The sequence below is a fragment of the Parapedobacter koreensis genome, assembly GCF_900109365.1.
Lineage (GTDB): Bacteria > Bacteroidota > Bacteroidia > Sphingobacteriales > Sphingobacteriaceae > Parapedobacter > Parapedobacter koreensis.
Genome location: NZ_FNZR01000011.1, coordinates 1 through 24067, shown reverse-complemented (window position 1 = coordinate 24067; position 24067 = coordinate 1). Strand labels below are relative to the sequence as shown.

At 48.7% G+C, this 24067-nt stretch carries 16 protein-coding genes and 1 pseudogene; 13 read left to right on the top strand and 4 right to left on the bottom strand.

Features of this window, described 5'->3' with window-relative positions; translation table 11 throughout:
• Positions 1 to 12: 12 nt before the first annotated feature.
• The 4 genes from BMW65_RS20810 to BMW65_RS20795 all read right to left on the bottom strand — a co-directional run bounded on the left by BMW65_RS20810 (position 13) and on the right by BMW65_RS20795 (position 3652).
• Positions 13 to 990: an NADP-dependent oxidoreductase gene (locus BMW65_RS20810; RefSeq protein WP_090608547.1), complete on the bottom strand. Its 978-nt coding sequence runs from the start codon at positions 988 to 990 to the stop codon at positions 13 to 15.
• 103 nt (positions 991 to 1093) lie between these two features.
• A complete protein-coding gene (locus tag BMW65_RS20805) occupies positions 1094 to 1846 on the bottom strand; it encodes an SDR family oxidoreductase (protein WP_090608545.1) in 753 nt (250 codons plus the stop codon).
• A gap of 46 nt (positions 1847 to 1892) precedes the next feature.
• Positions 1893 to 2633, bottom strand: coding sequence for an SDR family oxidoreductase (locus BMW65_RS20800; RefSeq protein ID WP_090608543.1), 741 nt, complete (start codon positions 2631 to 2633; stop codon positions 1893 to 1895).
• 86 nt (positions 2634 to 2719) lie between these two features.
• Entirely contained in the window at positions 2720 to 3652 is a 933-nt protein-coding gene (locus tag BMW65_RS20795; RefSeq protein ID WP_090608541.1) for a helix-turn-helix domain-containing protein, read from the bottom strand.
• 176 nt (positions 3653 to 3828) lie between these two features.
• Between BMW65_RS20795 and BMW65_RS20790 the strand changes: the two genes are divergently transcribed.
• The 13 genes and pseudogenes from BMW65_RS20790 to BMW65_RS20730 all read left to right on the top strand — a co-directional run.
• Positions 3829 to 5031, top strand: coding sequence for a FecR family protein (locus BMW65_RS20790; RefSeq protein ID WP_090608539.1), 1203 nt, complete (start codon positions 3829 to 3831; stop codon positions 5029 to 5031).
• Between the two features lie 217 nt (positions 5032 to 5248).
• Complete coding sequence (locus tag BMW65_RS20785; RefSeq protein WP_090608777.1) at positions 5249 to 8593, top strand: SusC/RagA family TonB-linked outer membrane protein; 3345 nt, start codon at positions 5249 to 5251, stop codon at positions 8591 to 8593.
• 21 nt (positions 8594 to 8614) lie between these two features.
• Positions 8615 to 10048 carry a RagB/SusD family nutrient uptake outer membrane protein gene (locus BMW65_RS20780; RefSeq protein ID WP_090608538.1) on the top strand — a complete coding sequence of 478 codons (1434 nt, stop codon included), beginning with the start codon at positions 8615 to 8617 and terminating at the stop codon, positions 10046 to 10048.
• 67 nt (positions 10049 to 10115) lie between these two features.
• Positions 10116 to 11363: a mandelate racemase/muconate lactonizing enzyme family protein gene (locus BMW65_RS20775; RefSeq protein ID WP_090608536.1), complete on the top strand. Its 1248-nt coding sequence runs from the start codon at positions 10116 to 10118 to the stop codon at positions 11361 to 11363.
• A 48-nt stretch (positions 11364 to 11411) separates the two neighbouring features.
• On the top strand, positions 11412 to 12551 hold the full coding sequence (locus BMW65_RS20770) for a YncE family protein (protein WP_090608534.1): 1140 nt from the start codon (positions 11412 to 11414) through the stop codon (positions 12549 to 12551).
• Entirely contained in the window at positions 12548 to 13507 is a 960-nt protein-coding gene (locus BMW65_RS20765) for a D-2-hydroxyacid dehydrogenase (protein ID WP_218145484.1), read from the top strand. Before BMW65_RS20770 ends, BMW65_RS20765 begins: the two co-directional genes overlap by 4 nt.
• 54 nt (positions 13508 to 13561) lie before the next feature.
• Positions 13562 to 14698 (top strand): zinc-dependent alcohol dehydrogenase family protein, encoded by a 1137-nt coding sequence (locus BMW65_RS20760; protein WP_218145483.1) that lies wholly within the window; start codon positions 13562 to 13564, stop codon positions 14696 to 14698.
• A 27-nt stretch (positions 14699 to 14725) separates the two neighbouring features.
• Positions 14726 to 16177, top strand: coding sequence for an NAD-dependent succinate-semialdehyde dehydrogenase (locus BMW65_RS20755; protein WP_090608532.1), 1452 nt, complete (start codon positions 14726 to 14728; stop codon positions 16175 to 16177).
• Between the two features lie 50 nt (positions 16178 to 16227).
• Positions 16228 to 17520: an MFS transporter gene (locus BMW65_RS20750; protein WP_090608530.1), complete on the top strand. Its 1293-nt coding sequence runs from the start codon at positions 16228 to 16230 to the stop codon at positions 17518 to 17520.
• Between the two features lie 12 nt (positions 17521 to 17532).
• On the top strand, positions 17533 to 18618 hold the full coding sequence (gene leuB, locus BMW65_RS20745) for a 3-isopropylmalate dehydrogenase (RefSeq protein WP_090608528.1): 1086 nt from the start codon (positions 17533 to 17535) through the stop codon (positions 18616 to 18618).
• 23 nt (positions 18619 to 18641) lie between these two features.
• Positions 18642 to 21293, top strand: coding sequence for a TonB-dependent receptor (locus BMW65_RS20740; RefSeq protein WP_090608526.1), 2652 nt, complete (start codon positions 18642 to 18644; stop codon positions 21291 to 21293).
• A 36-nt stretch (positions 21294 to 21329) separates the two neighbouring features.
• Positions 21330 to 22619, top strand: a complete 1290-nt coding sequence (locus BMW65_RS20735; protein WP_090608524.1) for a mandelate racemase/muconate lactonizing enzyme family protein — start codon at positions 21330 to 21332, stop codon at positions 22617 to 22619.
• A 70-nt stretch (positions 22620 to 22689) separates the two neighbouring features.
• A pseudogene (locus BMW65_RS20730) lies at positions 22690 to 24067 on the top strand (hypothetical protein); the annotation flags it as partial.

Here is a 24067-nt window from a genome sequence, read left to right as displayed (position 1 = left end):
ATAATTATAATCCTACACTGTCACTACAATTTTCCCCACTGTACTATGCGTTTCAATCTGATGGTGTGCTTTGGAAATTTCGTCCATTGAAAACACGCCGGATACGTGGGACTTTATCTTTCCCGAAGAAAGCAAAGCATTAATAGCTTCAATGTCTCCTTGCTTGTCTGGCGTATCCGATAAGTTGGCACGAACCACGGTAATGTTTTGCTGCTCTTTTGCTGCTGTGATGAATTCAGGACTTGGAAAAACCATTAAACTCAATAAAGTTCCGCCGGGTTTAATGGCAATCAGCGATCGGGAAAGATGGGATTCGTCCGCTCTCCAAACCGCATCGTGTACTAAATCTGCGTCTTTGACGATTTCTTCAAAATGCTGTGTCTTATAATCAACATATTCATCCGCTCCCAAACTAAGTACCCAATCCTTGTTCTCCCCAGAGGAAACAGCTACTACATAAGCTCCAAAGCTTTTCGCGATCTGCACCGCATAATGTCCGACGCCACCGGAAGCACCGGTAATAACAACCTTGTCGCCCTTTTTTATATTGCCATAATGGACCAACGAAACCCATGCCGTTTGCGCAGCCATCGTTGCTGACGCTGCTGCTTCAAAACTGATGTTTTCAGGTTTTAGCGCTAGATGGCTTTCTGGTGCTGCCACGTATTCGGCATAGGCATTTCCCCTGCCTAAAAAGTTGATCAAACCATACACGGCATCTCCTTCTTTAAATTTAGTGACGTTCTTTCCTGTTTTTGTAACGATACCGGCCACGTCCCAGCCCAGGATCACGTAAGGTTCTGTTACATCCGAACCACTAACCAGTTTCCACCACTCGGGTATTTCCCTCACATGCGCATCCAACGGATTTACACTAAATGCTTTCACCTGGATTAAAACCTCATTTTCTGCTATTTCTTCAGGAGTTGGTACTTCAACTACCTGTAAGTTATCAGCCGAACCAAATTCTTTTAAAATTATTGCTTTCATTATCTATGATATTTTGAAAGCAAATTTACCCGTGATAAAGATAGGTTAGTTTGTTCAGAATGCCAATTTTACTTTGCTCATCATGCCATTTTAAAAGTGATTGTTATTGATTGGCTCCGCCATTTACCAATAAATGCTGTCCGTTCACAAATGAGGAAAGATCGCTGGCGAAAAATTCAGCAATGTTGGCTACATCTTCTACTTCCGCTAATCTTCCCATCGGGCAGCTATCAATCAAGGATTTCCGCAATTCCGGATAACTGCCTTCTTCCGCAAAAATACCGGAATGATCTACCGCAAAAGGAATGATGGAATTGACGGTTACCCCACGATGGCCAATCTCTTTTGACAGTACATCCACTAAGTATCTCGGAGTCGTTTTGCTTCCTCCATAAACAGCCATCCCCGGTACAGGAAATGCAGTCGTACTGGACGCTACATAGATGATTCGTCCATTATCTTCCACATTCAAGGCCGCCTGCTGCATGGTAAAATAAGCACCTTTGGTATTGATGGAGAACAACCTGTCAAATTGCTCTTCTGTAAATTGAGTAACGGGTGTTTCCACCATCTCAATACCGACATTCGCAACAACAATATCTATCTTGCCAAATGCTTTCTTTGCCGCTTCAAACAGGTGCTTGATATCGGATACCTTGCTTACATCAGCCTGCACGGAAATTACCTTAGTACCCATTGCGTTGATGTTACTTTCCACTTCATCTGCTGAAACTTTGTCTCTGGAATAGTTCAATACGATAGCTGCGCCTAAAGCGGCATAACGTTCTGCGATGGCTTTTCCCAAGCCCCTGCCTGAGCCTGTAATAATGGCTACTTTATTTTTTAGTGAATTCATTGTATTTGAATTTGAAATCTAATTGATTGTTTAGATGAATATGTCATTACGCCATAGCTCCATTGACCCCAATGTTCTGGGCAGAAATCCATTTGGCCGCATCACTGGCGAGAAATACAATGACTTTGGCAATGTCTTCCGGTTGGCCAATACGATTAAAAGCAGAGAAAGAAGCTAATCGGTCAATGACTTCCTGAGGCTTACCGTTCGTAAATAATTCTGTATTGGTAGGGCCGGGAGAAACTGAGTTAACATTAATTCCCCTGCTTCCTACTTCTTTTGCGAATACACGGGTAAGTTGTTCTACAGCTGCTTTTGTAGCGGAATAGGTGGCATAGGTAGGCAACATCAACCGGTTTACCGAAGTTGAAAAATTAATAATCGAACCGTTATCTGCAAGACGTGTTGCTGCTTCACGAAGCGTATTGAATACACCTCTTACATTGATGTCGAACTGGCGGGTAAAATCCTCGTCGGTGGTGTCTTTGATTAGCTTGGTAATCATGATGCCCGCATTATTGACCAGTACATCAACCCGTCCGTAATGATTGATGACATTGTCAAATAGTTGTTTTACAGCATCCGCATTGCTTACATCCGCTTGTAGGGCCATGGCATCACCTCCATTCTTCTTAATGGAAGCAACGACCTCTTCTGCGGCATCTTTTCCGCCGGCATAGTTTACGATAACGTTAGCGCCGGCAGCAGCCAACTGCCCGGCTACTTCAGCACCGATACCTCTTGACGCTCCGGTCACCAGGATCACTTTGTTGTTTAATGTGCTCATACTTTTATCTTTTAATTTGATAAGACAAAGTTGGCACATTAAGCCCCTTGTTAAGGTACAAGGATCGTAGCAGGTGTTGCAAATATCTAAGAAAGGGTATTGAAATACTGTTTCCGGTATTCGGCGGGGCTGATAGATGTATGCTTTTTGAAGTAATTGCTGAAGTGGGGCGTTTCCAGAAAACCTAAACGGGCGGCAATTTCTTTGATGCTGAGGCCTTCATCCTGAAGCATTACCTTAGCTTCTGTAGTCATTTTGTCCGCTATCCACGAGCTGATAGTTTTCCCCGTTTTACTGCTGATTACACTCGACAGGTAGTTGACATGCAGCGCCTGTAAGTCCGCATAATCCTGAACCCTTAATGGGGTATTGGTTTTTCCACTGGTCAAATCCCGAAAATGCCGTTCTAGATTCAATTTGAAATCCTTTACGATTTGTGAGCTTCGGTTTCCTTCATAAATGGGGTTGTAATCCTGGAAAAAATATGCTTTGATCTTTAATAACAGCGCAATAACAAGTGCTCCGATGATTTTATTTTTGTATGGGGAATCTCCTTTGTATTCTTTGTGTATGAGACTACACAGTTCTTCCACCTGGTCAAACTGATGCGGTGTTAAAACACGTGGCGAAACGATCTCCGACAACAAAAAGGAAAAGTCACGATATACCTCATCGTGCACATATTCCTTCAAAAACCCTTCGCCGAAGGTAATCAAGCAGGTATGTTCCAATTTTTCCCACTCAAAAATCCGGTAGTTTCCGGGGTTGGTGAAGTAAACGGTGTTTGAAGTCACTTCAAACCGCTGGTCATCGATCGTATAATGTCCAAATGCGCTTTTTATAAACAGAAAGCTGAAGTAATTCGGACGGAACGGTTCCGAACGGAACGGCAGATCTTTGAACGTATCTTCGAGGTAATGGATGGTGAAGCCCGATTCTTCTTCCAAGGAATCGATAGGAAGGCCAAACTGCCGATACAGCTCGTGCAGTGTGCGAACGTTGATATTGCCATGCACCATTGCGTAAATTTGGTTTTAAATTTAAAGAATTAATTGTTAACGATTATGATTTCGTTACACGCTCATATTGAAAAATTCACATTACTGACTACCCGCTTTCTTTTTTCAAACGTAATACTAAACAAAGCCGCACAGGAAGACATTCCTTAAACGGTTATAAACCTTTAAAAAGTAATATGGAAAGAAGCAGGTTGCGGCAGTTACTTACCGATTATTCAACAGGCACTATTAGTGAGACTGATCTGGAGATACTCTTGGATTATGTAGCTGGCCATCAGCATGACGCAAATTTGGATTCCCTGCTTGAAGAATTATTGGAAGAAACGGATGCAGCCGCTGATTTGCCAATAGACGCAGAAACATTATATCAACGTATTGTAGACCATTCTGCATTCAGCAGGCCGCGGCGATTTAGTAAGAAGTATTGGAACTATGGCGCAGCTGCCGTACTGCTTTTGCTTGGCGGCTGGCTCTTAAGTAAAAAAGATCCGATAAGTAATAACGGTGTCTTACCTGATTCAACGGCCACGCTGACCCATACGGTTACTTCATCACCCTCAGATAAACCCATATTGCGTTTGGCAGATGGAAGGACCATTGATTTAGACGATGCGGCCAATGGTTTGCTGGCGGTTGAAGGTGAAACACAGATTAAATTTGATGGTGCTACGTTGCATTATGAGGGTGAATTGCCGGATGCAAACGGTAAATTACTTACCAACACGATTGTTACTCCCAAAGGACGCCAATACCAATTGGTACTGCCGGATGGGTCAAAGATATGGTTGAATGCTGCGACTGAGTTTACTTATCCTGTGCAGTTCAATAAAAGTAGGCGAGAAGTCACCATCAATGGAGAAGCATATTTCGAAGTGGAAAAGGCTGCAGACTGGCCTTTTATTGTAAAAACGAAATCCCAGGAAGTCGAAGTATTGGGTACGCATTTCAATGTAAGCGCATATGAAGACGATGAGCAGGCCAAGACCACGTTGGTTGAGGGGAGCGTAAAAGTTTCTTCTATAGCGGTTGGAAGTGCACCAGCTCAAATAACTAACCGATCAATAATTCTTACGCCGGGTCAACAAGCGGTTACGAAAAGAGGAAAAAGCCAAATAGTCGTCGGGTCAATTGATACGGAGGAAGTGATATCATGGAAAGAAAATCTTTTTGTGTTCTATGACGAAGAGATCAGTGAAGTGATGAAAAAGGTAAGCCGCTGGTACGACGTAGAAGTAACGTATTTGGACGGCATGGCCGGCAAGCGAATAGGAGGGAGTATTCCAAGGTTTGCAAGTATTGGCGAATTGATGGACGCCTTGCAGGCGACCGGGCTATTGCATTACAAATTGGAAGGAGGTATCGTGGTGATTATGAAATAGCTAGACAATAAATGGTGGCTAAGTTATAAAAAACCAGAAGCGCGGCAACGCTTCTGGCAAAGATTATCTTAGCCAATAGGCCAAACCCAGTTTACCAAAAGAGTAAGGTGATAACTAACAATTTTAATAAACCTGTATGATGCGAATTTATAAAAAAAATGCCATAAAAAGCAAATATGGTAAAATACTGACCAATTTAATTAACTCGCCCGTAATTATGCGATTATTTCTGATGTGGCTGATTGTCAGTATGCATGTATGTGTTTTTGCACTCGGGCAGAACATCACATTGGATAAAAAAAATGTTCCACTTGCGACTATCATTAAGGAAATTAAACGTCAAAGTGGGTATAATATCTTATACGACGCAGGTGCGTTATTGGGAGCGCCGAATGTCAGTGTAACCGTTAATAACGTATCGGTCGCAGCGGTGTTAGACCAATGTTTTGAGGGATTACCCCTGCGGTATGTAATTAAAAACAACAATATCATCATCTCTAAACATGTCTTGGTGCCCGGAAAAGAAAAGGTGCAAAACTATGAGATCACGGGTCACGTTACCGATGGACAAGGGCAACCGCTGGAAGGCGTAACCGTGACGTTAAAAGGAACTGCTGTTGCCACCACGACAAACAGTGAAGGTAATTATCAATTGACGTTGCCAGATAATGGCGGTACACTTGTCTTCACGATTGTGGGGTATGAGCCCAAGGAGTTAAGTGCGTCTACTGGCAGGGTGATAAATGTGTCGCTGAAAGAGCAAGTCAGCGATTTGGAAGAAGTAGTTGTTGTTGGCTACGGAACACAACGCAAGCAAGACTTGACTGGCTCCGTATCTTCAGTAGGAGTTGAGGACATTAAGGATTTAGCGGTACCACGCGTTGAACAAGCTTTGCAGGGAAAAATAGCAGGGGTAATGGTAAAACCGGTGTCGGGAGAACCGGGGGCACCCCCACAGATAAGAATAAGAGGTATCGGTAGTATATCCGCAAGCGGAAGCCCGTTGTACGTGGTCGATGGGCTCCCTACGGCCAGCATCCAGTCATTAAATCCCAATGATATCGAAAGAATAGACGTTCTAAAGGATGCTTCCGCAACAGCCATCTACGGTTCCCGTGGTTCAAATGGTGTCATTATCATTAATACGAAACGGGGGAAAGCAGGGCAAACTGTGATTTCCTATGATACCTATTTTGGATACCAACGTGCATCGAAAATACCGAAATACCAAACCGGTATGGAACAAGCCCAACACTATTTCGATGGGATTAAAAATGCGAATCTGGATGTGGGTAACGATATTTCTGGAGCTCCAAATCAATGGGCTATCCCTGTGCCAATAACGATTGTAGAGCTGCTTGAGGGCCGGCCGACTACCCAACCGGGGACGACCTCAGACTTTCAAGAACATTTGGATGCTATTTTGCAAACCGCACCCCAAATGCAACACCAGTTATCAGCTTCTGGAGGTACCGAAAATGTACGGTTTGCCATGAGCGGCGAATACATGGATCAGGACGGGATTATGCTGAACACTAATTTTAAGCGGTATTCGTTGCGTGCGAATATTGATGCAAAATTAACAGACAAGTTATCTGCACGCTTAAATTTTAATCCCTCGTTCACGGATAAGACCAATGTGGGTAATACCGGTTTTGACGGAGCGAGTCCCAATACGGATTTGCTGTACAATACCATTGTAATTCCGACGTATTATACTTTGTTGAACGAAGACGGAACCTATTTTCCTTTTGGTGATGGTCTTGATGCCGTTGTTTCCTCGCAGAATCCGTTGGCCCGTGCCCGGGAAATTGACAACAAACAAAAAGCAATTGGATTGCTGGGCAATGTGGGGCTTGAATACCAAATCCTGGATGATCTCAAATTCAATGTCATGTTGGGTTTGAATTTGTTGAGCAACAAGGGGATGACGTTTGTTCCCCGACTTCCGTCATTTTTCAACAATCCTGCTGTGGGAACGGATAATGCTGCGCTGAGTTCCAACTGGCTTACCGAGTATACCCTTAACTATACCAAAAACTGGGGTAGGCATAATTTTACGGGATTGGCTGGATATACTGTGCAGAAGGAGGTATTTGAATCCAATAATATGAGCAGTAATCAATATCCCAATAATTTGGTGCCAACACTTAGCGCAGCAAGTTTGATCACCACGGGATCGTCCAATAAGTATGAGTGGTCATTGCTATCCTATTTGACAAGGGTCAATTATAATTTTGATAACAAATATTATTTGACGGCTTCAATTCGTGCCGATGGTTCTTCCCGCTTTGGGTTGGAAAACAAGTATGGTATATTCCCCTCTGCGGCTTTGGCTTGGCGGATATCAGAAGAAAATTTCCTTCAAGACGTCGATGATTTGAACGAATTGAAGTTAAGGGCGAGTTATGGAGAGACGGGCAACAATAACATAGGGAACTACGACCAATATGCAACTATAAATTACCTGCTATATTCGATAGGCGGTACACCCACAGGGGGTTATGCACCATCACGGTTTGCAAATCCGAATTTGACTTGGGAGACACAAGAGCAAATCAACTTAGGCATTGACGTGAGCCTTTTCAACAGCAGGATAAATCTCACCGTGGATCATTTCAGATCAAAAAATAAAAACCTGCTGTTAAATGTAAATGTTCCTTCGATTTCCGGATTCAGTACCGCTCTGCAAAACATTGGAGAGGTAAGGAACCAAGGATGGGAATTTGTGCTAAATACCGTAAACTTTGAAAACGAATTTCGATGGTCAACCGATTTCAATTTCTCTACATTCAAGAATGAGGTGACGAAGCTTGGTCCTAAGGGGGATCCCATCATTTCAGGTGGAAACATTACCATGATTGGACAGCCCATCGGGATGTTCTATGGTTGGTTGACGGATGGAATTTTCATGAACGAAGAGGAATTGGCACGCGGCCCCATATTTAATCCGGGAGGACGTGATGCGACCAGGATGGGGGATGTACGATTTGTGGATCTTAACGGCGATGGCATAATAAACGGTTTGGACCGAACGATAATGGGATCACCTTATCCCGACTTTTATTACGGTATGACCAACAACTTTGAATACAAGAACTTTAGTTTAAGTGTATCACTTCAAGGTGTTTATGGGAATGATATTCTCGCGCTTTCCCGGAATCAAGTAGCGAATAACAGGGCACGATTCCGGCAACTGGCCATCATGAATGATTACTGGAAATCACCAGAAGAACCCGGTGATGGCAAAACGCCAAGGCCCGTAGATCCACCAACAGGAAATTGGCGCGGGAATTATAGCCAAATCTGGTTGGATAGTGGGTCGTACCTGAGAATCAATAACATAACGTTGGGCTACTTATTCCCCGAGACGTTGGCGAATAAATTGGGGTTGGGAAGCCTCCGGCTCTACCTGAATGCGATCAATCCATTTCTCTTTACCGACCATGTCGGCTGGAATCCAGATGTAAGTGCGGGCGCAGATCCCCTTACCCCGGGACGGGAGAATTACGATTATCCTTTGCCGAAAAGTCTTGTAGCTGGTTTGAACATTACATTTTAGATTTAAATGAACGTATTAGTTATGAAAAAGATACTATGCTTATTGGCACTATTCTTAACCCTATCGTGTAACAATAGTTTTATCGAATTGCGACCTGTAGATACGGTAAGTACGGACGTGTTATATCAGACGGAAGGTGATTTTACGGACGCAGTTATCGGCGTATACAATGTATTCATCAGTCAGTATAAAAATATGTACCTGTTTGGTGATGTCCGGGCAGATGATTCTTATGATGAGACGGTGAAGTTTATCGCCTCTTACGTGGATTTATTTACGATTAACAACGACGAAAGCCTTTTGAGTAATACCTGGAACAACTATTACTCCATCATCTATCGCGCCAATCTGATATTGGCTGAAATTGAAGATAAAGATGTCTCGGCTGTGCCAAACAAAGATCGGCACATTGGTGAAGCTAAATTTCTAAGGGCATTGGCTTATTTTGATTTGGTGCGGATCTTCGGGAATGTGCCGATGATTACGAAGCCGATAACTATCGAAGAATCTTTTCAGGCAAGACGGGAAGATGTAGCCAATGTGTACAGCCAGGTCATTATACCTGATTTGCTGGATGCCGAGAGTAAACTTCCAGCCCAATATCCCAGTGCCGACGTAGGCAGGGCTACGCAGGGCGCGGCAAAAGCGCTATTGGGCAAGGTATACCTGACGATACACGATTTTCAGCAAGCTGAAACCAAATTGATGGAAGTTACCAAGATGGGATATGCACTGTTACCCGATTATAATGAGTTGTTTAGGTATGTAAACGAACATCATAGCGAATATATCTTCGATATCGAATATGAAGAAGGAGGGATAGGCTTGGGCAATAATTTCACAAATGATTTTACACCAAAAGATCCCAGGCTGCTGGAATTTTATGGCGTAACTGGCCCAGGAAATGACATAAACAGCCCACCTCGGCACTTATTTGACCTGTTTCCTCCGGGAGATCTGCGCAAAGACATCACCGTTGCTGATGGCTTCGTCAATGAAAATGGGGATTTTATCCCGATTATCCCGTCAGGGAACAACAGCTCTACGTTTACAAAAAAATACCTGATTCCAACGAAAGTCTCGGGTGATAGCCCGGCAAATTGGAAAGTCATTCGGTATGCCGATGTGTTGTTGATGTTGGCCGAGGCACTCAATGAAAATGGTAAGGCCGATGAAGCCATACCCTATCTCAACCAAGTACGTGAACGGGCTGGACTGGAAGGCTACTCGAATCTGGGTCAAGATGAACTGCGGGAACTTATTTACTTAGAAAGAAGGTTAGAATTGTCGTTCGAAGGGCATAGGTGGTTTGATCTGGTGAGGACTGGTCGTGCATTTGAAGTGATGGAACCTTATGGTATGAAAGCGCATATGTGGGTTTTCCCTGTACCATTGTCGCAAGTACAGGTGGTCAACGATCCTTCTATTTTCCCGCAAAACCCAGGGTATGATTAATGGTTAAATCCATTCCCCGCACAAAAAGGAAAGGTTTTGATTCCATCATCACAGCGCGATTAAAAAAATGAAGAAGACATACTCTCGAAAAGAGTTTCTCCGGAATACATTGATTGCATCGGCAACGCCGATGCTTGCTTCACCGGCGTTCGCTGCCCACGGGCGGCGAAGGCCTTCCGGGTTACCTGACAAATATGAGAACCTCATCGACCTGCACGGACAATTCGATGCGCCGGTTATCATTGATTCGATAACGTTATTACGTGTTGAAAATAAATTTTTCATTCGTGTTCGATCGACAGATGGGGCAGAAGGAATTGTTATCGACAACGGGAGATTATCGCATCTATATCCCATTATGAAGGAAAAAGTCATTCCCTTTTTTATTGGGAAAGACGCGCGGGATATGGAAACGCTGGTCGATGAGGTGTATGCGTATGAATCGAACTACAAGCTGGCTGGAATGGCCTTTTGGAATTGTGTTGCGCAAGTAGAAATGGGCGTGTTGGATATGTTGGGAAAAGTGGCTGGTAAGTCGGTCGGGGCAATATTGGGAAAAGTGAGGCGGCGTCGTATACCCGTTTATATTTCCAGCCTCACCCGTGAAACCACACCAGAGCAAGAAGTGGAATGGCTAGCGCAACGACTGCAGGAGACAGGCGCTCAGGCGGTAAAGCTGAAAATTGGCGGACGTATGAGCAAAAATGCGGATGCCTTTCCGGGAAGGACGGATAATTTGATACCGCTTGCCCGTAAATCATTCGGGGATGATGTGGCTATTTATGTGGATTCCAATGGTTCTTATGACGCGCCTAAGGCGATTGAGGTCGGCAGGCTGCTGGAAGCACATGGCATCGGGTTTTATGAAGAGCCGTGTCCTTTTGAGGATCATGAGGCCACCCGGCAAGTTGCTGAAGCACTGGCGGTTCCCATTGCCGGAGGCGAGCAGGATAGCAATCTATCCATGTTTGAGTGGATGATAAAAAACAATGCTTTTCAATTGGTGCAGCCGGACCTCTATTATAACGGCGGATTTATCCGCTGTTTGCGCGTAGCAAAAATGGCAGCAGCAGTTGGAATCAACGTTACGCCACATAGCCCTAAGGCCGATGCGCAAAGTGTGTGTATGCTACATTTTGCATCAGTAATCGCTAATAGTGGCCCTCATCAAGAGTTTTATGGGCACCCCATGAAACACGAATCATGGTATGCACCTCATTTTGATGTGACAGAAGGTCACATCATCGTTCCGGACGGGTACGGGTTAGGTATTACCTATGACGCTGATTTTATCGCAAAGGCGAAGTTGGTATAGCTGTCCAAATTACTGTAGAAAATACCTTAATTAAACTTGAACACTGATATGAAAACAAAAAAGTTCGTTCTGATCTTACAAGGATTCGCTGCCTTGCTTTTGGCTGCCTGTATGTTCTCTTGTAGTAACCAAATACAGCAAGACGAGGGGAATACGCCCGCCGCTGGTAGATATTTATATGTAGCAGTACCGGGAATAAGAAATTACCTCGGATATGGAGGCCACGGCATTCTGGTTTTTGATATGGACGACAACCATCGATTCGTGAAACGGATCAAGACGCAGGGATATTTACTGAATGGGGTCCCGTCCAATGTAAAGGGAATCGCGGTAAGTATTCCATTGAACAGTATTTTTGTCAGTACACTTCAAACGCTGCAACGGATAGACCTCACCACGGACGAATTGATTTGGGAGAAATCCTATGAAGGCGGCGCCGACCGTATGTCTATTTCGCCTGATGGTAAAATTATGTATCTACCATCCCTGGAAAGTACATTTTGGAATGTAGTGGACTGCGAGACAGGAGAAATTATCAAGAAAATAGAGGTCGGCAGGCGAGCGCACAATACGATCTACGGTTTTTCGGGTAAACATGCTTACCTCGGCGACATTGCTGTTCCCTACCTGCATGTGACGAACACCCAAGACCATACCATCATGAAACGGGTTGGGCCTTTTGGAAATGGGATCCGGCCGTTTACTGTGAATGGCAAGGAAACCCTGGCTTACGTAAACGTGGATAGTTTGCTGGGTTTCGAGGTAGGAGATTTGGTCACCGGTGAATTCCTAAAGCGGATTGTCGTGCAGGGCTGGGAAAAGGGGCCGGTCCGAAGACATGGCAATCCCAGTCACGGCATTGGCCTGACGCCTGACGAGAAAGAAGTGTGGGTATGTGATGGGTACAATATGCGATTGCATGTTTTCAGTGCGCAGCCACCCTATCAACAATTGACTACTATTCCGTTACAGGATATGCCCGGATGGGTGACATTTAGCATCGATGGTAAATATGCCTATCCATCCAGTGGTGAGGTTATTGATGTGAAGACCCGCAAGACTTTGTTGACATTGCAAGATGAGTTTTACAACAGCGTTGGCAGTGAGAAAATGGTGGAAATCCATTTTGAAAACAATAAAGCGGTAAAGGCTGGAGACCAGTTTGGGTTGGGACGAGTGACGGAATGAACATGCGGAACACCATGAAGCTCGTTTTTTTAGACACCAAGACCGTCGGGGACGTTCCGAACATGGAATTGCTGGCGCAGTTTGGAACCCTCTCCCTGTACCCAACGACCACGCGCGAACAGGCCTGGGAGCGCATCAAGGACGCGGACATCGTTATCACGAACAAAGTGGTATTGGATGATGGCCTGATTGGCCGCGCGGCCCGTCTGAAATTGATCTGTGTAGCAGCAACGGGCACCAACAATATCGATAGGGCCGCGGCGGAAGCGCGGGGGATTCCGGTAAAGAACGTAGCAGACTATTCGTCGAACAGCGTGGCACAGGGTACGTTCGCGCTGCTGCTCCATCTGCTGAACCGCATCCCGTATTACGATGGTTATGTGAAGAGCGGTGCATACGCGGAAAATGATATTTTCACGCATCTGGGTAAACCTTTTTGGGAGCTGGGCGGCAAGCGTTTCGGCATCATCGGCCTGGGGCATATCGGCCGCCAGGTCGCACGTATCGCCGGTGCCTTCGGGGCTGAGGTGGTGTATTACTCAACATCCGGGCGAAACAACGACCAAGTCTATCCACAGCTGGTACTGGAAGACCTTCTTCACACGTCAGATGTCGTGTCCATCCATGCACCGCTCAACGCCCATACCGAGAATCTCATCAACTACGGACGGCTGTGCCTCATGAAAAAAAATGCCATCCTGCTCAATGTCGGGCGGGGCGGGATTGTCAACGAGGAGGATCTGGCCCGTGCGCTGGACGAGGAAAGGATAGGGGGCGCGGGCATCGATGTATTCCAGCAGGAGCCCATCTCGCCCGGTCATCCCTTCCTCCATATGGCAAACAGGGAGCGGCTGGTATTGACACCCCACAGCATCTGGGCCAGCATTGAAGCCCGGACCCTGCTGATTGCACGGGTGGCCAAAAATATCGGGGAATTCCTGTACGATCAAAAATGACCGCACCGGCAACGGTGCCCTGGTGGACGGTAAACAAAACTAATAATAAAACGTATGAGCATAAAAATAAAAGCGGCGGTTTTGCATAGCATGGGCAGTGAGCGCCCCTACGACCAGAGCAAGCCGCTCGTGATTGAAGAGTTAACGCTGGCCCCGCCACGGGAAGGGGAGGTGCTGGTCAGGATCCGCGCGGCAGGGCTGTGCCATTCCGACCTGTCGGTCATCGACGGGAACAGGCCCCGGCAGATGCCGATGGTACTGGGCCATGAAGCGGCCGGGGAAGTGGTGGAACTTGGCCCGGGCATCAGTGATTTGGCGGTGGGCGACCACGTTGTGTTTTCGTTTGTGCCGGTCTGCGGCCATTGCATGCCCTGCATGACGGCCCGTCCGGCACTCTGCGAGAACGGGGTGAAAGCCAATAACGGGGGCGTGCTGCTGGGCGGGGGCATACGCCTGCAGGATCGGGGTCAGCATGCGGTCCACCACCACATGGGTGTTTCGGCATTTGCCGAGTACACCGTGACCTCCCGCAAATCCGTGGTAAGGGTGGACAGGACCCTGCCCTTTGAGATAGCGGCGCTGTTCGGCTGTGCGGTAATGACAGGCGTCGGCGCGGTGGTCAATACCGCGAAGCTGTCCATGGGGCAGACCGTCCTGATTACCGGGATGGGCGGGATTGGTTTTTCGGCGTTATTGGGGGCCCTGGCCAGCGGGGCCGGCAGGATTATCGTGGCCGATGTCAATGCGGAGAAGCTGGCACTGGCGAAACAGCTCGGTGCGGACGAGGCGGTGGATGCTTCCCGGGCCGACGCGGTGCAGCAGGTGCATGATATAACGGGTGGCGGGGTGGATATCGGCCTGGATTTCACCGGCGTGGTCCCGGCACTGGAGTTTACTTACCAGGCTACGGCGAGGGGCGGGAAAACCGTCACGGCAGGCCTGCCGCACCCCAGCAGGATGATGCAGCTATCCCCCACCAAGCTGGTGGCGGAGGAGCGGATGCTGCTGGGTTCTTACCTGGGCGGCTGCATCCCCGCGCGGGATATCCCCGCCTATATCGCGCTGCACCAGGCCGGTCGGTTGCCGGTCGACAAACTCCTTACGCATACGCTGGGCTTACACGAGATAAACGAAGGCTTCGAGCGGCTGGCCAAAGGCGAAGCCATCCGTCAGGTCATCACCTTTTCCTGATTCATGATACCCATAGTTGATGTCAACATGATAACAATAGATAAACAATCAATCCGGACGCAGGCATACGTAAACGGGAAGTGGCGGGATGCGGCCAGCGGCAGGACGTTCGGCGTAATAAATCCCGCAACGGGCGAACAGGTCGCTGCCGTGGCGGATATGGACGCGATGGACACCCGCAATGCCATCGATGCCGCATACGCGGCATGGCCGGCATACCGTGACCTGCCGGCCGCTGAGCGGTCCACGCTGCTGAAAAAATGGTTTGCACTCATTTTGGAACACAAGGAACGGCTGGCTGCACTGATGACCATGGAATGCGGTAAAGTATTGACGGAAAGCCGCGGGGAAGTGGATTACGGGGCATCGTTCGTCGAGTGGTTCGCCGAAGAGGCCAGGCGCACCTACGGCGATGTCATCCCCGCCCCGGCGAACGATAAAAGGATGGTCGTCATCAAGCAGTCCATCGGGGTGGTGGCTACGATTACCCCATGGAATTTCCCATTGGCCATGATTACCCGGAAAGTCGCCCCGGCCCTTGCGGCGGGATGTACCGTGGTGGTCAAACCCCCGTCGGAGACCCCGCTGACTGCTCTGGCCCTGGCCCGGCTGGCAGAAGAAGCAGGTTTTCCCGCAGGGGTCTACAATACCGTGACGACGTCCGATAACGGCGGGGTCGGCAAGGAGCTCTGCGAAAACGGGAAAGTCCGCAAGCTGTCCTTCACCGGTTCCACAGCGGTGGGGAAATTACTGATGTCCCAATGTGCTTCCACGCTCAAGAAACTTTCACTCGAACTGGGCGGGAATTCCCCTTTCATTGTCTTCGGGGACGCGGACATCGATGCCGCCGTCAGGGGTGCGATGGTTTCCAAATTCCGGAACAGCGGCCAGACCTGCGTATGCGTGAACCGGTTATTCGTCCACGATAAGGTCTATGACGAGTTCATGGAGAAATTTTCACGCGCGGTGGCCAGCCTCAGGGTGGGTGACGGCATGGACGAAACCGTTCAGATCGGCCCGTTGATCAATGAAAAAGGCCTCAATAAAGTGAAGCGGCATGTTGCCGACGCGGTGGACAAAGGCGCTCAAATCATACATGGGGGGCGGGTGCTGGAGCGGTTGTTTTACCAGCCCACGATCCTGTCGGAAATTACGCCGGCCATGGCCATCGCACAGGAGGAGGTGTTCGGGCCCGTTGCCCCGGTTTTCCGGTTCAAAACGGAAGAGGAGGTCATCCGTGTGGCCAACGACACGGCCTATGGCCTGGCATCCTATTTCTACAGCAGGGACATCGCCCGCTGCTGGCGCGTAGCGGAGGCGCTGGAATGCGGCATTGTCGGTATTAACGAGGGGCTGGTCTCCACGGCGGTGGCCCCTTTCGGCGGCATCAAGGAATCGGGATTGGGCCGGGAGGGATCCAAATACGGCATGGATGATTTCATGGAAATAAAGTACCTCTGTTTCGGCGGCATTAAGTAGCCCGGTTAACATATGAAGACTCAGATTTATTGTATACAAACTAAAATGATATGAAACAACGATCAACCATCCGGCAATTGCTACAGGTACCTGTTATCGTAGCAGCGTTGGGTTATTTCGTGGATATTTACGATTTGCTGTTATTCAGCATTGTCAGGGTTGACAGCCTCCGTTCACTCGGTGTGGGCGATTCCGGCTTGCTGGGCGACGGGGTTTACCTTATCAATATGCAGATGGGGGGGCTGTTTCTGGGGGGCATACTCTGGGGCATCCTGGGTGACAAGCGTGGCCGGATCAGTGTCCTTTTCGGATCGATACTGATTTACTCGCTTTCCAACCTGGCAAACGGGTTTGTTACCTCGGTCCACCAATATGCCGTGCTGCGGTTCATCGCCGGTATCGGGCTGGCCGGGGAACTCGGGGTAGGGATTACCCTGGTCGCGGAGATCCTGCCCAGGGAAATCCGGGGTTACGGGACGTCACTCGTAGCGGGGGTTGGCATGATGGGCGCGGTACTGGCCTATAATGTGGCCGAACACTTCGACTGGCGGGTTACCTATTTCATCGGGGGTGGGCTGGGGCTGCTGCTATTGATTATGCGGGTCAGGGTATTCGAATCCGGCATTTTTAACAATGTCAAGGAGAAGACCGTCACGCGGGGGGACTTTTTGCAGCTGTTTACCTCGGCCCCGCAGTTCAGCAAATACCTGCGGTGCATTTTAATCGGGATACCGGTCTGGTTCGTGGCGGGCATCCTGATGACGTTTTCCCCCGAAATCGGTGCTGCGCTGCACCTGGATAACCCCATTGTGGCGGGCAAGGCGGTGATGTGGGAATATGTCGGATTGGTCATCGGCGACATTTCCAGCGGTATCATCAGCCAGTATTTCCGGAGCCGCAAAAAGGTGGTTTTGCTATACATCCTCCTGGCCACCGTATTGGTAACCGTGTATTTGTTTGTTCCCCTGGGAACCGATACCATGTTCTACCTGGTGTGCACCGGACTGGGTATTGCCGCGGGGTACTGGGCATTGTTTGTCACCATCGCGGCGGAACAGTTCGGCACCAACATGCGGGCTACCGTGGCAACGACCGCCCCGAATTTCGTGCGGGGCAGCATCATCCTGATGACCCCGCTTTTCCTGTTGTTCAAGGATCAGTTCGGTATCTTATATGGTGCGGGCCTTGTGGGGTTGCTGGCCATCGGTACGGCGTTGCTGGGGCTATGGAAGATGGAGGAGACATTCGGCAGGGATCTTGATTTTGTGGAAATCACCAGCAGTGGCGCGGTGCGCGAAAATGCATCCAACGTGGGGCATGCATCAACTATCGGAAAAAAGTAATTTAAAAATACCATGCAAAAGAACATTTTAATCATACCCGGTGACGGCATCGGGCCGGAAGTGACGGCATGCGGCAAAGCCGTTTTGGAAGAAGTGGCAGCCAGGTATGGCTACGCGTTTGCTTTTGAGGAGGCGCAGATGGGGCATGAAGCCATCCTGGCGACAGGGGTGGCATTGCCGGACGAGACATTTGAAAAGGCGAAGGCCAGTGATGCCATCCTGTTCGGGGCTGTGGGGCATGTGCGGTACGACAATGACCCGACGTTGAAAGTGCGGCCGGAACAGGGGCTTTTCAGGATGCGGAAGGAACTCGGGCTGTATGCCAATATCCGTCCCGTCATCCTGTTCGATGAGCTGCTGGACGCCTCCAGCTTAAAGCCGGAAATCGTGAAAGGCACGGATATCCTTTTTTTCCGGGAACTCACGGGCGGGGCCTATTTTGGGGAAAAGGTGCGCAGCGAAGACGGCGAGATGGCGTCCGACCTGATGGTTTACCACCGGTACGAGGTGGAGCGGATTGCGGTAAAGGCGTTTGAGGCGGCCCGGACGAGGCGGAAAAAAGTCTGTTCGGTGGATAAAGCGAACGTGCTGGAGAGCTCACGTCTATGGCGGGAGGTCGTTCAGCAGGTGGCCAGGCGCTACCCGGACGTGGAAACCACGCACATGCTTGCCGACAATACCGCCATGCAGCTCATCAAGCATCCCACGTGGTTCGATGTGATCGTCACGGAAAACCTCTTCGGCGATATCCTGACCGATGAGACGGCCCAGGTTGTCGGTTCCATGGGCATGCTGGCCTCTGCTTCCATCGGGGATGGCACGGGCTTCTTCGAACCCATCCATGGGTCGGCCTACGATATCGCGGGGCAGGATAAGGCCAACCCATTGGCATCCATCCTGTCGGCGGCACTGCTGCTGGAAATCGGTTTCGGCATGAAGGAAGCGGCAAAGCAGGTGAATGATGCCGTTGCCCGTGTATTGAAAGCCGGTTACCGCACCAGTGACATCAGTGGCCGTATGGGCCATAAAGATAAAATCGTAGGTACGCGAGAGATGGGAGCGCTGGTCATCCAATCCTTGAGGGAGCAGCTTTTGTAAACCGCTACTATTCGTTGCTATTGATGAAAAATCGTTTATTCATGATTGTCCTATTCACATTCCTTGCCGCACGTTCGGTAGGGCAAGAGAAAGTAGCTGTAGGCGGTCGGGTAGTAAGATTTGGTAGTGGAGAATCCCTAATTGGTGCCCAAGTAGCTGTCAAGGACAGCGCCACACCAATCCGCACATTGACGGTGGATGACGGAATCTTTAGTCTGCAGGTAGACCGGGGGAAATACACTTTGGTGGTCACGTATTTGGGTTATGAACCCAAAGAGCTGGTTATCGATACGGATGAGTGGAATTCGCAAGTGACCATTGAATTGGCAACAAGTAGTGTAAGCCTCAACGAAATTATTGTTAGCGAGTCTTCCAAAAGCTACCGGAGTGATTTTAAAGGGTCGAATTTCCGCATCAGCCCACAGGAAGTAACCAATAGTAATCCATTAGGGACGGAAGAAATCCTTCGTTTTGTCCCTGGGGTAAATATCGTGGGAGACATGAGTCTTTCCAATCGGCCAAACATAAGTATCCGTGGATCATGGGGAAGGCGATCAGAAAAGGTGCTGATGATGGAAGACGGTTCACCGACTGCCCCGGCACCTTATTTGGCTCCTGGTACCTATTACAATCCCGTGAGCGATAGGGTCAAAGCCATTGAAGTCTATAAAGGCGCGGATATGTTGCGTTATGGGCCAAATAACATGTATGGTGCTGTCAATTACATTACCGCTTTGCCGCCACAGAAACCGGAACTCCGCTTAAAATTAATCGGTGGAAACCGCAATTACACGACCGGACTGCTTTCCTATGGTGGTACGTGGAATAACGTGGGTATGCTGGTGGAAGGTGTATACAAGAAGTTTGATGGATTTCTCGCCAATTCCAGTGTGGAAATGCTCAATTTGAATGCAAAATGGTTTGCTACGTTGTCGAAAGATCAGTCGTTGTATTTCAAAGTCAGTAGCCAGTTCGAAGATAATTTAGCTACGCTGAGTGCACAAACACCGTTGACTTTCAAGTTAGATCCCACAAGCAATCCGTTTGATGCCGATCGGTTTACCATGCGTAGGTATGGCTTGGATATTATCCACAAATGGGCGGTTAATCATACGGTAAGCCTGACTTCTAAAGTCTTCGCTTCTGACTTCTCGCGTGATTGGTGGCGGCAGAACACGTCGAAGGTACGAGCCGATGAAGCGCTTGACTACCTGGGTACATCGATTTACAACGGACGGTACGGTTATTTGTCCGGACGTACATTTGGCGAGGAGGATTACCTTATGGTGGGACGTGTGGTTGGTGGATTGGAAAGCACGGCAAACAGTAAATGGACTTTCAGCGTGGTGGGTTTGCAGGAGACGTTGGCTGTGGGATGGGGAAATAAAGAAGAAAAACATCAGCTGGAAGTTGGATTAAAATATCATCGAGAGACTTATCGGGATGCGCTTATTGAAGCAGGTAGTTCAAGGTGGGCACGAAGTGGTAATCCAAGTGCAGATCTGGACTATTACCTGTGGTCAGTATCTTCCTATGCACGCAATGTGTTCCGGTTTGGGCAGTGGAATGTCACCCCAATCGTACGGTTTGAATACATCAACATGTATCGGCAGGATGTCCTGGCAGTTGCCGGAGATCCCACTATCGATCGGGCTGAAGCTAAACGTGAATATAACGACTATCCGGTTGTCCTGCCAGGTGTTACATTGGATTACCAACTTGTAAAAGGCGAAATTTTTGGAAGCATTTATAAAGGTTTTATTGCACCATCAAAGGTTTTCGGATTCTTAGTAGAACAGGATGGTATCATCACCAACCCACTTGTTGGACAATCGATTAATATGAAGCCTGAAGTGAGCCTCAACACAGAAATCGGTTGGCGAGGAGGATTGGTTGCCAATAGCGTGGACGGGCAACTAACTTATTTCAACAATACCGTATATAACTTTTTTGTCGGCGGGAGAAATGAAGTGTTTACGAAACTTGGAGAGATTAATGTTCAGGGGGTTGAACTGGCACTTCATGTTGATTTGCTTCATTCGGCAAAACAGCGTCTTACGTGGACAGGAAATGCTACTTTCTTGACATCAAAGGTGCTGAGCGGTGAATTGGAAGATAGCGACTTATTTGGTCAGGTAATTCACAATCATGCTACGCGGCAGGAGTTCCTGAATAAAATCAACAACCATCGAGAGGCCTATGCCCTTTATACATTGAACGGCCAAGGTGAGGCCAAACTCGATGCCAGGGAAACTTTTACAATGGACGATTTTGACGGTTTCACGAAAAGCGTAGTTCGCTTAGGAGATGGGGGAGTAAAAGCTGAAGCTCCGTATACACCTAAGGTGAGTTTCAGCAGTGGCTTGTATTACGATATTTCGCCGTTTGCAGTAGGCGCAAGTGGGCATTACACCGGCAGCCAATTCACTGAGTTCAATAATTTTGTGAATGAATCCGCAGACGGATCGATTGGAAAATTGTCTTCCTTTTTCACTGTAGATGTCTTTGCCAATTATGATTTGTTGATCAACGACCGTATTCATTTCCACTTGTTCGTGAATGGAAAAAACATCACAAACAACATTTACAAGGCGTCACGACTCAACCGCGCCACGGGAGGTATTTTCCCCGGAGGGTTCAGGCAGTGGCTGGTAGGAATTAACATGGACATCTAATTTCTGTATTTAATTACCAATTTAAATTTTTATAATATGAAAACGAATCGACGTAAATTTATTTCTAATGCTGTAGTGGGCGGCTTAGCTGCGACTGCACTTCCATTGTCTTCTTGTGCAACTGGTACATCGACGAATCAGTCCACAGATTTGCAGGAACGGTATGCTAAGCTTGACGCCATCTTGAAACAGCCCGTGCTGAAAAAGGAATTATTCAGCTCACCGGTCATCATCGAATCTGTTGAATTGTTGCGTCATGAGCGAAGTTTCTTATGCCGTGTTCGATCAACAGATGGAGCAGAAGGAATGTCTGTGGGGCATTTCGGCATGAATACACTTTTCCCGATTTTTTTAGCAGATGTCCAACCTTTCTTTATAGGTCAAGATGCACGTGAATTAGATTTGATTCTGGAAAGGGTATATATCTATCATTTCAATTTCCGCTATAATGGTATTACGCTTGGCTTGCCTTTGGCAACACTTGAATTCGCTATTCTGGATATGCTTGGCCATATTGCGAACAAACCTGTAGGACAATTGGTTGGTGAAATTCACAATACGGATGTCGGTGTTTATATGGCTACCGAGTTTCGGGAAAAGCCGTTGGAAGAACACTTTGCGCTCATCAAAGAAACTGTAGCAGAATATGACGTGCAAGCGCTCAAAATCAAGGTAGGGTATCAGTACGCTGGCACCAAAGACATTCATTATAAAGGGCCGATTGGCAAAACCGAAAAATTGATACCCCTTGTCCGTGAAACATATGGCGATAATATCGCCTTATATGCAGACTCCAATGGCTACTATACGGTAGATGAGGCGATACGCGTCGGGAAGCTTTTGGAAGAGTACAAGTATGAGTATTTTGAAGAGCCGGTGATGTTCGATCACTTCGAAGACATCAAGGCGGTGGCAGATGCGCTCACATTGCCCATAGCAAACGGGGAACAGGATCAAAGTTTTGTTAATTTCCGTTGGCTTATCGCCAATGACGGTATTGAAATTGTCCAGCCGGACAATTACTATTTCGGCGGGATGATTCGTACCATCAAAGTAGCCCGCATGGCCGAAGCCTTTGGAAAAACATGTACACCGCACATGTCGGGTGGTGGATTAGGATTTCTTTATGATATCCATATTGTTTCTGCGATCCCGAACGCCGGGGCTCATCACGAATTTAAGTCGCTGGAAACGAACGTGGAGTTTGAATGCCCTACATCACCATTGAAAGTGCAGAACGGCAAGCTTAAAGTACCCACTGATCCAGGTTGGGGAGTGACAATAAATCCCGACTTTGTTGCTAAACACAAAGTAGTTACGATGTAAAAAGAATAAAAGATATCGTATAACCGCTGTTTTAAAATGTTTTGATTTACCGTATAACAAATAGAATTTGATGATGAAAAACTACGGCTTCACCATACGTGACTCCTTACAGGAAACTTACAGCGACATCTATACCTTGGATGTTCTTGAAGCGCTGGAGGCCTTGCTGCCTTTCAACGGCGCCATCAAATCGGCGATGTCCGACCGTCTCGGCCGGAGGCTTTCACGCTACCAGCGGGGGGAAAGGATAGGTTTCCTTCCGTGGGATTCGTACATTCCCGGCACGTCGATAAAGGTGGAAGACGCGCGTTCGGGTCGGTTCGAGGGGAGCGCGATCCCGCATGATTTGCGGCGGCAGTGGATCCAGGGGACGGGCCCCGCGTCGCGTCCCGGGGCATCGGTGGAAGCGGGCCTTCGGAACGTTGCCTACGCGCTGCTTTCGGGGGCCGACGGTTGGATGTTCGACGGGGAGGACGCGTTGGGCCAGGCTGGGACGATGTCGCTGGACAGCCAGCGGAACCTGAAGCTGGCCTACGGGAACGATCCGCTGTTCCATCGTGTCGCCGAGGGGGTGTCCGGGGAGATGAACCGGTGGTCGTTGGGCTTCCTCGGGCGGGAGATTGTCCCGGACTGGCGCTCGCAGCTGGGTTTCACGACGCGTATATTCCGTGTCCGGGGGTTTCACCTTGCTGACCGGCATGTGCGTTCGGGGGACGGTTCCCCGATGGCGGCGTCGATAGTGGATCTGGTGCTGTACGTGGTGAACAACTACGGGACGCTCCAGGCATCCGGTTCGTCCATCGTGCTGTACCTTCCCAAGATACAGACGGCGGGGGAGGCGGCACTGTGGGCCTCGATGCTGGGAACGCTGGAAAGCCACCTCGGGCTGGGTGCGGGCACCATCAAGGTGTACGTGCTGGTTGAGCAGCTTGAGGCGACGTTCCAGCTGATGGAAATCCGAGCGGCGCTTGGCAGGCATTTCGTCGGGTTCAACACGGGGCGCTGGGACTATATCAACAGCGTGGCCGATGCGATGGGCTGGGACAGGGGATTTGTCCACCCGAACATCGAGGAAATCACGATGGGGTACGGTTACATGCGGAATTACGAGGACCGGGTCCGGCGGGCGGTTAACACGCCGGATATGAATGGCAATACGGCGCTGTGGCAGGGGGGCATGGAGCCGAACATCCCGGTGGGTTCTGCGGCTGGGGTCGCGGCGGGCATGGACAAGGCCCTTTCGGGTGCGCGGCGTGAGCAGGCTGCCGGGGCTAGCGGGAAGTGGGTCGCGCACTGGAAGATGGTGCATATCGTTCGTCCGGTATGGGCGGAGGCGGGCGAAGACAACCAATTGGGCAGGGAGTTCCCGCGGCTGACGTATACGGCGGAAGACGCTTGCGGGCTGACGGAGCTGGAGGCGGCACCGCGTACGGTGCGTGGTGCGCGGA